Below are 13,600 nucleotides of genomic sequence, written 5' to 3'. Positions count from 1 at the left end.
GTTCAGCGACGGCTGCGCCGCACCGACCCGACGATCGCCACGATCAACAGCAGGGTGAACCCGGTGCCGGCCGCCTCGCCGACCGAGTCGACGAAGCCCTGCTGGAGCACCAGCCAGCCGAACAGGAACCAGCCGAACAGGACGACACCGACGATCGCGTACGCGACCACGGTGGCGGTGGAGACGGGTTCGGGCGATTCTGCCTGTTCGCGCTCGGGGACAACTTCCTGGTCAACCGTCATCTGCCCTCCCCGTACGGTTCGGCCCGGAAAGTCAAGGGTGTCATCCTTGACGGCTGTCGGCCAGCACCATTACGTACCGATCCGACTCGGGCTCCAACCCCGGCGCGACCCGAACGGTGGGTGGGGTCGCCGGTGCGGCCCGGGCGCGCCGCTCGCCCCCGTTGGACTCCACTGCGACGGGAACGGCCCCCGCTTTCCTGGCCCGTCCGGCCGTGGATCGAACGCGCTGCGCACCGGCACCGACCGGCATGACGACCGCGAGGGCGTACGGTGGCCCGTCTCGCGACCCGGCGGGCCGCCTACCTCGACAACTCGTCCCCTACTGCTAGACGCGCCGGAGCACCGCCAGGGTTGCGCGGGATGAGCACTTTCTCGCCGCCCGCCCGCGCGTGCAACACTGGATGGTCGCCCAGTCGCAGGTCAGCCACCTGCCTCGGCGGCCGGATCAGCCGTACGGACGAGAGGATTCGGCGTGAGTGGTGGACCACTTATCGTGCAGTCGGACAAGACCCTCCTGCTGGAGATCGACCATCCCGACGCACAGTCCTGCCGGATGGCCATCGCACCCTTCGCCGAGTTGGAGCGCTCGCCCGAGCACGTGCACACGTACCGGTTGACGCCGCTCGGGTTGTGGAACGCCCGCGCCGCCGGCCACGACGCCGAGGCCGTGGTGGACGCGTTGATCAAGTATTCGCGGTACCCGGTGCCGCACGCGCTGCTGGTGGACGTGGCCGAGACGATGGACCGGTACGGGCGGCTCCAGCTCGCCAACGATCCGGCGCACGGTCTCGTCCTGCGCGCCCTGGACCGGGTGGTCCTGGTCGAGGTGGCCAAGAGCAAGAAGCTCGCCGGGATGCTCGGCAACCGCATCGACGACGACACCATCGCGGTGCACCCCTCCGAGCGGGGGCGGCTCAAGCAGGCCCTGCTCAAGCTCGGCTGGCCGGCGGAGGACCTCGCCGGGTACGTCGACGGCGAGGCGCACCCGATCGAGCTGGCCGAGGCCGGCAAGGACGGTGGCAAGGCGTGGACGCTGCGGTCGTACCAGCGGGAGGCGGTCGAGGCGTTCTGGGCCGGCGGGTCGGGTGTGGTGGTGCTGCCCTGCGGGGCCGGTAAGACGCTTGTGGGTGCGGCGGCGATGGCGGAGGCGAAGGCCACCACGCTGATCCTGGTCACCAACACGGTGGCCGGCCGGCAGTGGAAGCGGGAGCTGATCGCCCGCACCTCGCTGACCGAGGAGGAGATCGGCGAGTACTCGGGCGAGCGCAAGGAGATCCGCCCGGTCACCATCGCCACGTACCAGGTGCTCACCTCGCGGCGCGGCGGCGCCTTCACCCACCTGGACCTGTTCGGCGCCCGGGACTGGGGCCTGGTCGTCTACGACGAGGTGCACCTGCTGCCCGCGCCGATCTTCCGCTTCACCGCGGACCTCCAGGCCCGCCGCCGGCTGGGCCTGACCGCCACCCTGGTACGCGAGGACGGCCGGGAGGGCGACGTGTTCAGCCTGATCGGCCCGAAGCGGTACGACGCGCCCTGGAAGGACATCGAGTCGCAGGGCTGGATCGCCCCCGCCGAGTGTGTCGAGGTCCGGGTCACCCTCACCGACGCCGAGCGGATGGCGTACGCGACGGCGGAGGCGGAGGAGCGCTACCGGATGGCGGCCACCGCCCGCACCAAGCTGCCGGTGGTACGCGCCCTGCTCGACCGGCATCCGGACGAGCAGACGCTGGTCATCGGCGCGTACATCGACCAACTGCACCAGCTGGGCGAGTATCTCGACGCCCCGATCGTGCAGGGCTCGACCACCAACAAGGAGCGCGAACGCCTGTTCGACGCGTTCCGCACCGGGGAGATCCGCACCCTGGTCATCTCCAAGGTGGGGAATTTCTCGATCGATCTGCCCGAGGCGGCGGTGGCGATCCAGGTGTCCGGCACGTTCGGCTCCCGACAGGAGGAGGCGCAACGCCTGGGCCGGGTGCTGCGCCCCAAGGCCGACGGCCGGCAGGCGCACTTCTACACCGTGGTCTCCCGGGACACCATCGACACCGAGTACGCCGCCCACCGGCAGCGCTTCCTCGCCGAGCAGGGGTACGCGTACACCATCGTCGACGCCGACGACGTCCTCGGCCCACCCCTCCCCACCGTCGACTGATTAGGCCCTGCCGACGAGCCCACAGCATAGCGACTTCATTTACGTTAACTGGGAAACAGCGTGGTGAGGAAGCTAGCGGCCGTCAGGATCGTCACCGTCCAAGATCGAGAAGTAAATTCGCTCCGCCAAAGGCGTAGGCGTATATTGTCGTCTACCTTGCTCGTTTTCCCCCCTATCAACCAAACCACGCTCCGATAGCGCCTTAGCGCGCTTACCAACGAGCTGGTACGAGCAGTCGAGATCCCCAGCGACCTCCTGAGCAAATAGGGGGCGACCCTCGCTTCTGAGTGTATGCAGTATACCCAGCTCGACTCGCGGCAGCAGAAGATTTTCATTTACTGAACGGAGAGTGTCTTCATACTTACGAGATAGATTTATTACGCTACAAACACCCTCACGGCAAACAGGGCAGAGCATTCCGTAGCGCCGCAGCATTTCGAGATCAGAATAGTCATGCCTTGTTTCACACGCTGAGCAGACAATCTCTTGATTCGAGGCCAGATAGTCTCTGAGGATAGGCGAGTAGTCGAACACTCTTTCCGCGTAGTATTGCCTGAAGCGCTGCTCGCGCGAGCCTACGGGACGTCCGAACTCAATGTTGTTCTGCTGACACAAGCCGTAGTTCAACGCATAGACCGCAACTTTTCGCCCGTCACGATCCGTCATGACATAGTACTTGGTTACAAAAAAGTTCAGTTCAAGGGTGGCAAGCAGTGACTCAAACTCCAACGGTATGTGGAAGTGACTCGAAGGTGCACGACCTTGCTGATCACGAATTACCGATGAGGTTGACCCCCTAAGCGATCTGGCCCTATCTACAATCTTATCGAGCAGTTCCTTCAGACTGAAAATGGACGATCGCTCATCAAAACTTTCCTGCAGGAAGCGATTCATCTCAAAATAAGCATTAAGCTTCTCTTCGTAATAGCGACGGGCCGCCGTCCTAACGTCTCTGGCGCTGATCTCACGACCATATATTAGAGACGTCTCGTAGGAGAAGAAGAGGAGATAACCTAAACTTCGAGGATTCGCCATCGTAGCGTAGAAAAGTTGCCGCCATAAATCATCCTCCTTCTTCAGCACGAAGAACTCTGTCCCTTGCACCTGCGGGGCGAAGTGCGCGAGGCGCCGTTGAACGAGTCGTCTCGTAAAATCTACCGCCTTATCCTCCATGGCAACGATATCACCCGTACCGTAAAGCGAAAAGAGATCGAGATTGGTTTCATCGATCTTCGACTTGTCTATCTGTCCGTAGTAAATGCGCCCGGGATAGGCCGCGACCTTGAACTTGACCAGCTCGTCAGACCAGTTATTTAGCGGACCAAGAAGAGCGTCTACCACAACTTTCATCGCCTCCAAGGGGAGCTCTGAGAAGTCGTCCACAAATACGTATAGGTGGCGAATCTTGAAGCGATCCAACAACAACTTCAACTGAAGAATGAACTTCTTGATGTCAAACGTCCGCATTAGCAGATCGGCGTACGCACTCTCATCAGCTGTGGTCTCGGTGTAATTCAGATTAGACTCCACACCGATACCGAATGAAGGCTGGCCGGCGAGGCCAACGTTCCCTGATCCCCTCGATGCTTCTCCCCGCTCGGCGCTCCTAGTGGCCATTCCCGCACGAAGATAAGCACCCAGGACATTCTCGAAACGCACCCGGTCAGCGTCTGCCAGAATGCCATCCAGGCCTTCGAAAAGCTCGTCCAAAGTCCCACCGAACGCGCGACGCAGCCTTTTCCAAAGAGACGGCTGCTCCACTCTCTTTCGAAGCTCGTTACGAATCGATCCGATTATCGAGGACAAGAAAGCCTTATGTAGCAAAAGTCGTTCAAGCGCCTCTGGCGGCATAGATCCTTCCATTTGCGCCAGCTGCGCCGACATGGCAGGGTCTACTTGAGAAGCCTCATAAACTGTCTTAATGTCGATATAAGCCGACGTGACGTCTGACCTCTTCCGTAGCTCATGCTGAGCTCGTTGGAAGATAGTCGACTTTCCTGTCCCCTTTCTGCCGACAACGAAGGTTGTATTCGGCTTCAACATAGTGTTTAATACGTGGTCATTCGGCAGGGGATCGACGTACAAATCTTCAATCAGGTTGTCGGCCCCAGGAGCATCTCCGAGTTCAGCCCGCCGATATAGCTTCAGCGATTGAGCAGCGTCGCGAAATCCGTCTAGGTTCTTCTGAGAAAAAGACTCAATCATGATCCCCTGCCAGCATGAGAGGGCTTCGCCGTTTTGACAATCTCTCCACTTCGTCAAGATCGCAAACTTGAAGGAGCAGTTGCATCCATCGGTGTCGAGCAGTCTGACACTATAGCCTAGGATTAAACCTCGCGCATTAGTCGATCTATAAAACTTGACCGCCGCGCCAGCGGTGGACCCCGTACTCCAATCCGGGCTACACGCACCGCTGAACAGCGGTGGCGGCACCGCAGCCGCCGACCACACCTCGAGGATCGTAACGATTGCCGGTCGACATCTTGAGTCCGGACCATCGCGCTGGCAAGTTGCGCCGCTGACAAGTCGCTGTCGGCAGGTCGACAGATCACCAAGCGGGTGAGCCGTTATAACATTTCAGTAATCACCAGCACCCGCCAACCGGCAGCCCGTTCCCTTGAACAGCTCACCTTGCCAATGCCCCCATCGCCGAGTCGGTGTGACACCGATCGGCGGATCATGATGCGGATGTCGAACTCCATACGGGCCGAGCGGACGGTCCGCCACAGCGTCTCAGAGCACTCGGGTGATCCTCTCGGCGGCGATGAGGGTGTCCCGGTCGGCGGGGTCCAGGTTGGCGCAGAGCAGCATCGAGGCACCGGCCGCCAGCGGGGCGAGCAGCCACTTCAGCGGCTGGTCGTGCTCGGCGACGTCGACCAGCAGCCGGTCACCGGCCCGCAGGTCGAGTTGCTCGGCCACCGCCCTGGCGATCGAACCCCACTCGGCGTAGCTGGTGCCGTCCGGGCTGGCCGCGTCGTTCGCGTGCAGCACGGGCCGGTCGTTCGGGGCGACGCCGTGCCGCAGCACCTCCACGGACCAGTCGAGCCAGCCGACCGGCACGTCGACCAACGGCTGCGGTCCGGTGCCGACGAGGTAGCGGTGCAGCCCGTCCGGCACCTCCTCCAGCCAGTCGTCCAGGCGCTCCGGGGTGACCAGGACCGCGTCGTACGGCCGGTCGCCGCCGGGCTCCAGCACCGGCAGCCCGGCGGTGGCGCGCGGCCGGAACGACACCTCAAGCCCCACCGCCCAGGCCCCCAACAGCACGGCGGCGGTACGCCAGTGCGGCGGCAACAGCACCGCCACCCGACTGCCCGGGGTCAGTCCACAGCCGTCGCGCAGCAGGCCGGCGGCCCGCGCCGCCAGGTCACCCAGCGCGGCGGCGGTCAGATCGTGACGCGCGCCGCTGCGGTGGTCGAGGTAGCTGAGCAGCGGTCGGTCCCGGTCGGTGAGACCGGCGGCGGACGGTACGGGAAGAGCGGTGCGCATACGTACGTCCTACTCCTGCCGTCCCGGCCTGTCGAGGCCGACCCTCCCGGTCGGGCCGGTGAAGACATGACTGATGGCATTGGTGGTGGGTGCCCGTCGAGGGTGGGACGCGCCGGGTGGGTCAGCGGCACGTGCTGGCCGGTGCTGCCGGGGCGCCGATCAGCGACGTGATCGTCAGCTGCTCGTGGTCGCCATGCTCACCGGGGCGTCTGCGGCGGCACGAGGGTGAGCAGGCCGCCGGCTAGCCCGGCAACTCGGGGCCGCCGTCGAGCAGCGGGGCGAGCAGGTCGCCGTGCTTCTCGACCCGGTCCAGCACCTCACTGGCGGTGTAGGGCTTGGTGGCGGGGCGTCGACCGGCCGCACCGGCGGAGACCTCGTCCCAGGTCAGCGGCGTCGACACCGACGGGACAGGCTGGGCACGCAGCGAGTACGCCGCCACAGTGGTCTTGGCCGCGTTGTTCTGACTCCAGTCGATGAGGACCTTGCCCGGTCGCAGGTGCTTCGCCATCCTCGACACCACCAGCTTCGGCTGGTCGCGTTCGAGTTCCTGGGCGATACGCCGCGCGTAGGCCGACACGTCGTCGGCGGGCTGGGTGCCGGAGATCGGGCAGCAGAGCTGCATGCCCTTCTTGCCGGAGGTCTTCGGGTACGCGTCGATGCCGTCGGCGGCCAGCCGGTCACGCAGCGACAGGGCCACCTGGCAGCACTGCTTCAGTGCCGCCGGGGTGCCCGGGTCCAGGTCGACCACCATCAGGTCCGGGTGGGTGCCGACCTTCCACTGCGGGGTGTGCAGTTCCAGGGCGGCCAGGTTGGCCAGCCAGACCAGGGTGGGCAGGTCGTCGGCGACGACGTAGTCGATGGTCTCCCGGCCCTTGGTGGAACCCGGCGCCGGCAGCGTCTCGACGCGTACCCAGGAGGGGGTGGCGGCCGGAGCGTTCTTCTCGAAGAACGAGCCGCCCGTCACTCCGTTCGGGTAGCGGATACGGGTCAGCGCCCGGTCGGCCAGGTGCGGCAGCAGCATCGGGGCGATCCGGGTGTAGTAGTCGATCACCTCGCCCTTGGTGAAACCGACCGTCGGATAGAGCACCTTGTCCAGGTTGGACAGCTCCAGCGTGCGGCCCTGCACCTCGACCGGGAACCGTTCAGCGGGCATCGTCGACCTCCTCGGCCGGCTTGTCCGGGCGGATCCGCAGGACCCGGGGGAACCGCAACCGCCCGTCCGGAGTGCGCTGGCCGTACTTGACCTCCACCACCGTCCGGGGGGTTACCCAGATCGCGCTCCGGGCATCCTCGCGGGGGACGTCGTCGCTGAACGGCGAGGCGGTGGTGCGCAGCGGCTCCAACTGGCGCAGCAACTCCCGTTCGAGGGCGGCACCGATCCCACCACCTACCCGGCCCCGGTAGACGAGCCGGCCGTCGGCGCCGGGGACCCCGACCAGCAGGCCGCCGATCCTCCGCGCGCCGGGGCGCCAGCCGCCGACCACGAAGTCGCCGGTCACCTCCAGCTTCACCTTCACCCAGTCCGGCGAGCGCACCCCGGGCCGGTAGGCCGATTCGACCCGCTTGGCCATCACCCCTTCGAGGCCGTGCTCGCCGGCCGCCTCGTAGGTGGCCGGGCCGTCGGAGAAGACCGGTGGCACCGCCCAGCGCGCCGCGCCCAGCGCCAAGCCGTCGAGGGCTTCCCGCCGCCGGGCGTACGGCCAGCCGGTGAGGTCCTGACCGTTCAGCCGCAACACATCGAAGATCATGTACGTGACCGGTACGGTTGCCGCCAGCCGGGCCGCCTTGGCCGCGTTACGCACGTGCATCCGCTCGGCCAGGGCGGTGAACGAGGGCCGTCCGGCCTGGTCGAACAGGACCACCTCGCCGTCGAGCAGGACGTCGTCGACCTGCTCGCCCAGCGGAATCAGCTCGGGGTAGGCGGTGGTGATCTCCACACCGGAACGCGCGTACAGGCGTTGCCGTCCGGCGGCGATGTCGGCCAGCGCGCGTACCCCGTCCCACTTGAACTCGTACACCCAGTCGGGACCGGTCGGAAGCTGCCCGGTCATCGCGAGCATCGGCTGGAGCGGCGCGCCGGACACAGGACGACTGTAGTAGCCGGCCGAACACCTCGCGTGCGGTTCACTGTGATGCGAGCATGGTCGATACCGGGGAAGGGAGCGCAGCATGCGTGCCATCTGGAAGGGAGCCGTGTCGTTCGGCCTGGTCTCGATCGGGGTGAAGCTGTATTCGGCGACCGAGGAAAAGGACATCCGGTTCCACCAGGTGCACCGCGAGGACGGCGGGCGGATCCGGTACAAGCGGACCTGCCAGGTCTGTGGCGAGGAGGTCAGCTACGACGACATCGCCAAGGGCTACGACATCGGCGGCGGAGAGATGGTCATCCTCACCGACGACGACTTCGCCGACCTGCCGCTGAGCACCTCCCACGCGATCGACGTGCTGGAGTTCGTGCCGGCCGAGCAGGTCGACCCGATCCTCTACAACAAGGCGTACTTCCTGGAGCCGGAGGGCACCGCGACCAAGCCGTACCTGCTGCTACGGGACGCGTTGACCGACTCGGAGCGGGTGGCCATCGTCAAGGTGGCGCTGCGTCAGCGGGAGCAGCTGGCCACCCTGCGGGTCCGTGAGGGTGTGCTGCTGCTGAACACGATGCTCTGGCCCGACGAGATCCGTAAGCCGGACTTCGGTTTCCTCGACGAAGACCTCAAGATCCGTCCACCGGAGTTGGCGATGGCCACCTCGCTGATCGACTCGATGGCTGGGGAGTTTCACCCGGACGAGTTCACCGACGACTACCGGGCGGCGTTGCAGGAAGTCATCGACGCCAAGGTGGAGGGCCGCGAGGTGGTCCAGCCGGAGGAGGTGGAGGAGGCGCCCGCCGCCGCCGTCGACCTGATGGCGGCGCTCAAGGCGTCCGTGGAGCGGGCCCGGGCGGCTCGCGGCGAGGCACCGGCCGGCGGTGGCGCCGAACCGACCCCGATCTCGTCGGCACGCTCGGCGCAGAAGAAGGCGGCGGAGAAGAAGGCCACCAAGGCGCCGGCCAAGAAGGCGCCCGCGAAGAAGGCAGCCGAGAAGAAGACCAGCGCCAAGAAGGCCCAACCGGCCAAGAAGACCGCGGAGAAGAAAGCCACCAAGACCGCCAAGAAGACCACTCCGCGCAAATCCGCCTGACCGCACTTTTGGTCGCCCGGATGCGCCTTCGGGCGGTTGCGGGACGACCCGGACTCCCTGGTCGGCATGGCCCTGCCTGCGGACGCGGGCCATCGATGGTCGGAAGTGCGTCGTACACCAGGTACCGTGTGTCGGCGACGGCTGCCCGTGGCCGGACCCACCCCACACCTCTCAGCAGGGAGTCGAGGACGTGAGCGAGCAGGAGACCAAGGCGCGGCGGCGGCTGGCCGAGCAGTTGGCGGCTCAGAAGGCAGCCGAGGCGAAGCGCCGCCGGCAGGCCTGGGCCGGCGCCTTCGCCGGGATCGCCGTCGTGGCGGTGCTGATCACCGTGTTCGTGATCGTGGGCCAGCGCGGTGGTGACGATGCGCCCGAGCAGGCCGCCGGCACCCCCTCCGCCCCGGCGGAGGCGACGAACGAGCCGGGTGCGCCGCCCGCGCCGCAGCTTCCGGAGGGCGTGGACCCGGCGCTGGGCAGCAAGCCGACCGTCACCGCCGGAGAGGGCGAGCTGGCCAAGCTGACCGTCACCCCGCTGGTCGAGGGCACCGGGCCGAAGGTGCAGGCCGGCCAGTCGATCACCACCAACTACGTCGGCGTCTTCTACGACAGCGGCGAGGAGTTCGACTCGTCCTGGGAACGGGGCGAGCCCGCCACCTTCCCGATCGGCGTCGGGCAGGTCATCCCGGGTTGGGACAAGGGCCTGGTGGGCGTGACCGTCGGCAGCCGGGTGCAGCTCGACATCCCGGCCGAGGACGCGTACGGCGACGGTGGGGGCGGTCGCCCGGCGGGCCCACTGCGCTTCGTGGTGGATGTGCTCGCCGCCGAGTGAGCCCGGGTCGGGTCGGGTCGTCCGACAGAACATCGATGCCGTTGACCACAGATGGCTTCCGAACGGTCACCGACCGGCAGTAGGTTCGGCAGCGTCCCGGGCAGCTCGCCCGGGACGCTGGTCGAAGTGACACGGAGGTGCACGTGACGGCAGTGGACGCCGACGGGCGGACCGCCCGGTTGATGTGGACGCATTACGAACCGGTGCACGCCGTCACCTATTTCCACCCACGCGCCCGCGCTGCCTACGGCGCAGCCGGGCTGCGCGGCTACTGGCGGGGTTACTTCGCCGGTCGCGCCGCCCCGCTCGGCCCGACCGGTCCGGCGCCGGTGGTCGCCACCTTCTACAACTTCGCGCCGCACATGGTGAGCCGGGCCCTGCCGGCGGTGTGGCAGCTGGCCTCGCCGGACCAGGCGCTTCGTGCCCGGCTGACCGGAGCGGTGCAGGCGCTCGCCGAGTTGACCTACGAGTTGCCCGAGCGGCACCTCGTGGAGGCCGCCGACCTGCTTGAGGCCGCCACCGACGGGCTCGGTACGGCCGGCCGGGTGCTCGGTGCGGCGAACGCCGCCCTGCCTCGTGGTGAGTACCCGCTGGCTCGGCTCTGGCAGGCCGCCACCACGCTGCGCGAGCATCGGGGCGACGGACACGTGGCGGCGTTGGTCGCCGCCGATCTCGACCCGGTGGAGACGCTGGCCTGGCGGGTCGCGGTCGACACGCCGCCGGCCAGTCTGCTCGGCCGGGGCTGGTCGGAGCAGGACTGGTCGCAGGCGCGCGAGCGGCTCACCGTCCGGGGCTGGCTGGACGCCGACGGCAAGCCGACCGAGCGCGGGCGGGCGGCCTTCCAGGCGATCGAGGACGCCACCGATCTCGCCGCCGCCCGTCCCTGGCTCACCCTCGGCCCCGAGCACGCGCGCCGACTACGCGAATTGCTCGACCCGATCGCCCGCGCCGCCCACACGGTCATCCCGCCGGACAGCCCGGTCGGCCTTCCGCCCCTGTCGGGTTGACCAAGAGGTTTGCGTCTGGGATCTGCGGGATCCCCGACGCGAACTTCTTGATCGACGCGGTGGGTGGGTGAGGTTCGAGTGGGTGGGGAAGGATAGGGGTGTGACGGTGGATGGGGTGGTTTTCGACCTTGACGGCGTGATCGTCGACTCCGAGCCGGTGTGGGAGGAGGTTCGGCGGGCGTACGTAGCCGAGCACGGCGGCAGCTGGCAGGACGACACCCAGCGTCGGCTGATGGGGATGAGCACCGGCGAGTGGGCCCGGTACCTCAGCGACGAGTTGGGGGTGCGGCGCAGCGCCGACCAGGTCGCCGCCGAGGTGGTCGAGGAGATGGCCCGCCGGTACGCGGCCCGGGTGCCGGTGATCGACGGCGCGGTCGACGTGGTCCGTCGGACAGCCGCGCGGTGGCCCCTGGGGCTGGCCAGTTCCTCGCCGACCCGACTGATCGCCGCGGCGCTGGCCGCCACCGACCTGACCGACGCGTTCGGCAGCACCCTGTCGACCGAGGAGACCGAGCGCGGCAAGCCGGCGCCGGACGTCTACCTGACCGTGGCCCGGCGGCTCGGCCTCGACCCGACGCGCTGCGTGGCCGTGGAGGATTCGTCCAACGGAGTGCGTTCGGCGGCTGCCGCCGGAATGGCGGTGGTGGCGGTGCCGCACGGGGCGTACCCGCTGGATCCGGACGCTCGACGGCTGGCCGTGACGGTGCTGGGGTCGATCGACGAGTTGACTCCGGAGGTCGTCGACCGGCTGGGCTGAACCGGCACCGGGCGGTCCCCGGCCCGCCTACGGTCGGTGGCAGCCGCCGCGCATCAGGCGGTGGAGGACTCCGTGGTCGGCAAGGTGCTGCTCAGCGCCCGCGAATAAGCGTCCTACCTGGCATTTTTGGCCGTCCGCAGGACACAGGCGAACAAGTCTCGCAATACTGGCATTGCGGGTCGTCCCGCAAGGAAGGGGCGGCCCCGGCGCGGTGCGAACGCCGGGGCCGCCCATCGGAGAGAGGTCTTTGCAGGCCACTACTCCCAATGGCGATGATGCGCCGAAAAACGTTACGGCGTGGCCAGTTCCCGCACATTCAGGTCGCCGTCGGCGTACCTGGAGCGCACCACCTTCTTGTCGAACTTGCCGACGCTGGTCTTCGGCACCGCCTCGACGAACGCCCACCGCTCCGGCAACTGCCAGCGGGCCACCGATCCGGCCAGGAAGTCGCGCAACTCCTCCGGGGTCGCGGAGGCGCCCTCCCTGAGCACCACCGTGGCCAGCGGCCGTTCGTCCCACCGCTGGTCCGGCACGCCCACCACGCAGGCCTCCAGCACCGCCGGGTGGGCCATGAGCGCGTTCTCCAACTCCACCGACGAGATCCACTCGCCGCCGGACTTGATCACGTCCTTGGCCCGGTCGGTGAGGGTGATGTAGCCGTCCGCCGACAGGGTGCCCACGTCACCGGTACGCAGCCAGCCGTCGCGGAACTTCTCCGGGTCCGGCGCGTCCTCCCCGACGTACCGGGCGGTGATCCACGGCCCACGGACCTCCAGCTCACCGACGGAGGTCCCGTCGGCGGGCAGCGGCTCCCCGGCCGGACCCACGATGCGGGCCTGTACCCCCGCCGGCACCCGGCCCTGCGTGTACCGGTACCGCCAGGCGTCGTCGCCGCTCGCCCCGGCCGGCGGGCGCGACACCGAGCCCAGCGGCGACATCTCGGTCATCCCCCAGGCGTGGATCACGTCGACGCCGTGCCGCTCGTCGAACGCGTGCATCAGCGACGGCGGACAGGCCGAACCGCCCACGATCACCTCCTTGAGCGAGGCGGTGTCGACGTCGTGACTGTCCAGGTAGGCCAGCAGGTCGGTCCAGATGGTCGGCACCGCACCGGCCAGGGTCGGCCGCTCGGCGGCGATCATCTCGGCGATCGGCGCGGCCTGGAGAAAGCGGTCCGGCATCACCAGCGACGCGCCGGAGAGCAAGGCCGCGAACGGCAGCCCCCACGACATCGCGTGGAACATCGGCACGATGGCCAGTTCCCGGTCGGTCGGCCTGAGCCCGAACCCTTCCGGCATGCAGATCTGCAAGGAGTGCAGGTAGATCGAACGGTGCGAGTAGGCCACCCCCTTGGGGTTGCCGGTGGTGCCGGAGGTGTAGCAGAGGGCGGCGGCATCGCGCTCGTCCACCTCGGGCCAGTCGTACACCTCCGGCCGGTCGGCCAGCAGCGCATCCCAGTGATGTACGGCGATCCGGTCGCCCGCCGCCGCCACCAGGGGAGCGGGATCGCCGCCACCGACCACCACCACGTGCCGCACGCTGGTCATGCCACCGAGGGACTTCGCCAGCAGCGGGATCAGCGTCGAGTCGACCAGCACTACCCGGTCCTCGGCGTGGTTGGCGATGTAGGTGACCTGGTCGGGTAAGAGCCGGATGTTGAGCGTGTGCAGCACCGCACCCATGCTGGGCACGGCGAAGTACGCCACCAGGTGCTCGGTGTTGTTCCACATGAAGGTGGCGACCCGCTCGTCGCCGGTCACCCCGCACTCCGCCCGCAGGGCGTGCGCGAGCCGGGCGGCGTCCCGCCCGACGTCGGCGTACGTGCTGCGCCGTGGCTCGGTGCCGGTCCACGTCACCACCTCGGCCGCGCCGTGCACGGTGGCGCCGTGTTCGAGGATCCGGGAGATCTGAAGGGGGGCGTCCATCATCGTGCTACGCATGGGTAACAAGTTA

The 13,600-nt window shown here is 67.6% G+C and carries 11 protein-coding genes; 5 read left to right on the top strand and 6 right to left on the bottom strand.

The annotated features are described in order from the left end of the window. Nucleotides 1-2: 2 nt before the first annotated feature. Nucleotides 3-242, bottom strand: a complete 240-nt coding sequence (locus AC2CHE_RS01270) for a hypothetical protein (protein WP_484502995.1) — start codon at nucleotides 240-242, stop codon at nucleotides 3-5. Between the two features lie 472 nt (nucleotides 243-714). Here AC2CHE_RS01270 and AC2CHE_RS01265 point away from each other — a divergent pair, with 472 nt between their 5' ends. Continuing rightward, the gene (locus AC2CHE_RS01265; RefSeq protein ID WP_484502994.1) at nucleotides 715-2,394 is read left to right on the top strand and encodes a DNA repair helicase XPB; all 1,680 of its coding nucleotides are present in this window, start codon (nucleotides 715-717) and stop codon (nucleotides 2,392-2,394) included. A 72-nt stretch (nucleotides 2,395-2,466) separates the two neighbouring features. Here AC2CHE_RS01265 and AC2CHE_RS01260 read toward each other — a convergent pair whose 3' ends face one another. From AC2CHE_RS01260 to ligD (AC2CHE_RS01245), 4 genes are all read right to left on the bottom strand, one after another. Beyond that, nucleotides 2,467-4,845, bottom strand: a complete 2,379-nt coding sequence (locus tag AC2CHE_RS01260; RefSeq protein ID WP_484502993.1) for a hypothetical protein — start codon at nucleotides 4,843-4,845, stop codon at nucleotides 2,467-2,469. 282 nt (nucleotides 4,846-5,127) lie between these two features. Next, nucleotides 5,128-5,880, bottom strand: coding sequence for a TIGR03089 family protein (locus tag AC2CHE_RS01255; protein WP_484502992.1), 753 nt, complete (start codon nucleotides 5,878-5,880; stop codon nucleotides 5,128-5,130). 241 nt (nucleotides 5,881-6,121) lie between these two features. Beyond that, complete coding sequence (ligD, locus tag AC2CHE_RS01250; RefSeq protein ID WP_484502991.1) at nucleotides 6,122-7,033, bottom strand: non-homologous end-joining DNA ligase; 912 nt, start codon at nucleotides 7,031-7,033, stop codon at nucleotides 6,122-6,124. Beyond that, a complete protein-coding gene (ligD, locus tag AC2CHE_RS01245; RefSeq protein ID WP_484503034.1) occupies nucleotides 7,023-7,940 on the bottom strand; it encodes a non-homologous end-joining DNA ligase in 918 nt (305 codons plus the stop codon). The genes ligD (AC2CHE_RS01250) and ligD (AC2CHE_RS01245) overlap by 11 nt, the downstream gene beginning before the upstream one ends. A gap of 109 nt (nucleotides 7,941-8,049) precedes the next feature. Here ligD (AC2CHE_RS01245) and ku point away from each other — a divergent pair, with 109 nt between their 5' ends. The 4 genes from ku to AC2CHE_RS01225 all read left to right on the top strand — a co-directional run bounded on the left by ku (nucleotide 8,050) and on the right by AC2CHE_RS01225 (nucleotide 11,647). Next, nucleotides 8,050-9,057, top strand: coding sequence for a non-homologous end joining protein Ku (ku, locus tag AC2CHE_RS01240; RefSeq protein WP_484502990.1), 1,008 nt, complete (start codon nucleotides 8,050-8,052; stop codon nucleotides 9,055-9,057). Nucleotides 9,058-9,247: 190 nt separating this feature from the next. Continuing rightward, nucleotides 9,248-9,883, top strand: a complete 636-nt coding sequence (locus AC2CHE_RS01235; RefSeq protein WP_484502989.1) for an FKBP-type peptidyl-prolyl cis-trans isomerase — start codon at nucleotides 9,248-9,250, stop codon at nucleotides 9,881-9,883. 182 nt (nucleotides 9,884-10,065) lie between these two features. Next, nucleotides 10,066-10,890: an SCO6745 family protein gene (locus AC2CHE_RS01230; protein ID WP_484503033.1), complete on the top strand. Its 825-nt coding sequence runs from the start codon at nucleotides 10,066-10,068 to the stop codon at nucleotides 10,888-10,890. A 100-nt stretch (nucleotides 10,891-10,990) separates the two neighbouring features. Further along, the gene (locus AC2CHE_RS01225; RefSeq protein WP_484502988.1) at nucleotides 10,991-11,647 is read left to right on the top strand and encodes an HAD family hydrolase; all 657 of its coding nucleotides are present in this window, start codon (nucleotides 10,991-10,993) and stop codon (nucleotides 11,645-11,647) included. A gap of 290 nt (nucleotides 11,648-11,937) precedes the next feature. Here AC2CHE_RS01225 and AC2CHE_RS01220 read toward each other — a convergent pair whose 3' ends face one another. Next, nucleotides 11,938-13,587, bottom strand: coding sequence for a fatty acid--CoA ligase (locus tag AC2CHE_RS01220; protein ID WP_484502987.1), 1,650 nt, complete (start codon nucleotides 13,585-13,587; stop codon nucleotides 11,938-11,940). Between the last annotated feature and the right edge of the window lie 13 nt (nucleotides 13,588-13,600).

The sequence above is a fragment of the Micromonospora sp. ATLC16 genome, assembly GCF_057196645.1.
The sequence above is the reverse complement of the archived record's forward strand: the minus strand, read 5'-3'. Positions and strand labels throughout refer to the sequence as shown.

What these genes read in the sequence shown, in the direction of transcription:
- AC2CHE_RS01270 (WP_484502995.1), bottom strand. Translation starts at nt 242, where the DNA reads ATGACGGTTGACCAGGAAGTTGTCCCCGAGCGCGAACAGGCAGAATCG.
- AC2CHE_RS01255 (WP_484502992.1), bottom strand. Translation starts at nt 5,880, where the DNA reads ATGCGCACCGCTCTTCCCGTACCGTCCGCCGCCGGTCTCACCGACCGG.
- ligD (WP_484502991.1), bottom strand. Translation starts at nt 7,033, where the DNA reads ATGCCCGCTGAACGGTTCCCGGTCGAGGTGCAGGGCCGCACGCTGGAG.
- ligD (WP_484503034.1), bottom strand. Translation starts at nt 7,940, where the DNA reads ATGCTCGCGATGACCGGGCAGCTTCCGACCGGTCCCGACTGGGTGTAC.
- ku (WP_484502990.1), top strand. Translation starts at nt 8,050, where the DNA reads ATGCGTGCCATCTGGAAGGGAGCCGTGTCGTTCGGCCTGGTCTCGATC.
- AC2CHE_RS01230 (WP_484503033.1), top strand. Translation starts at nt 10,066, where the DNA reads ATGTGGACGCATTACGAACCGGTGCACGCCGTCACCTATTTCCACCCA.
- AC2CHE_RS01220 (WP_484502987.1), bottom strand. Translation starts at nt 13,587, where the DNA reads ATGCGTAGCACGATGATGGACGCCCCCCTTCAGATCTCCCGGATCCTC.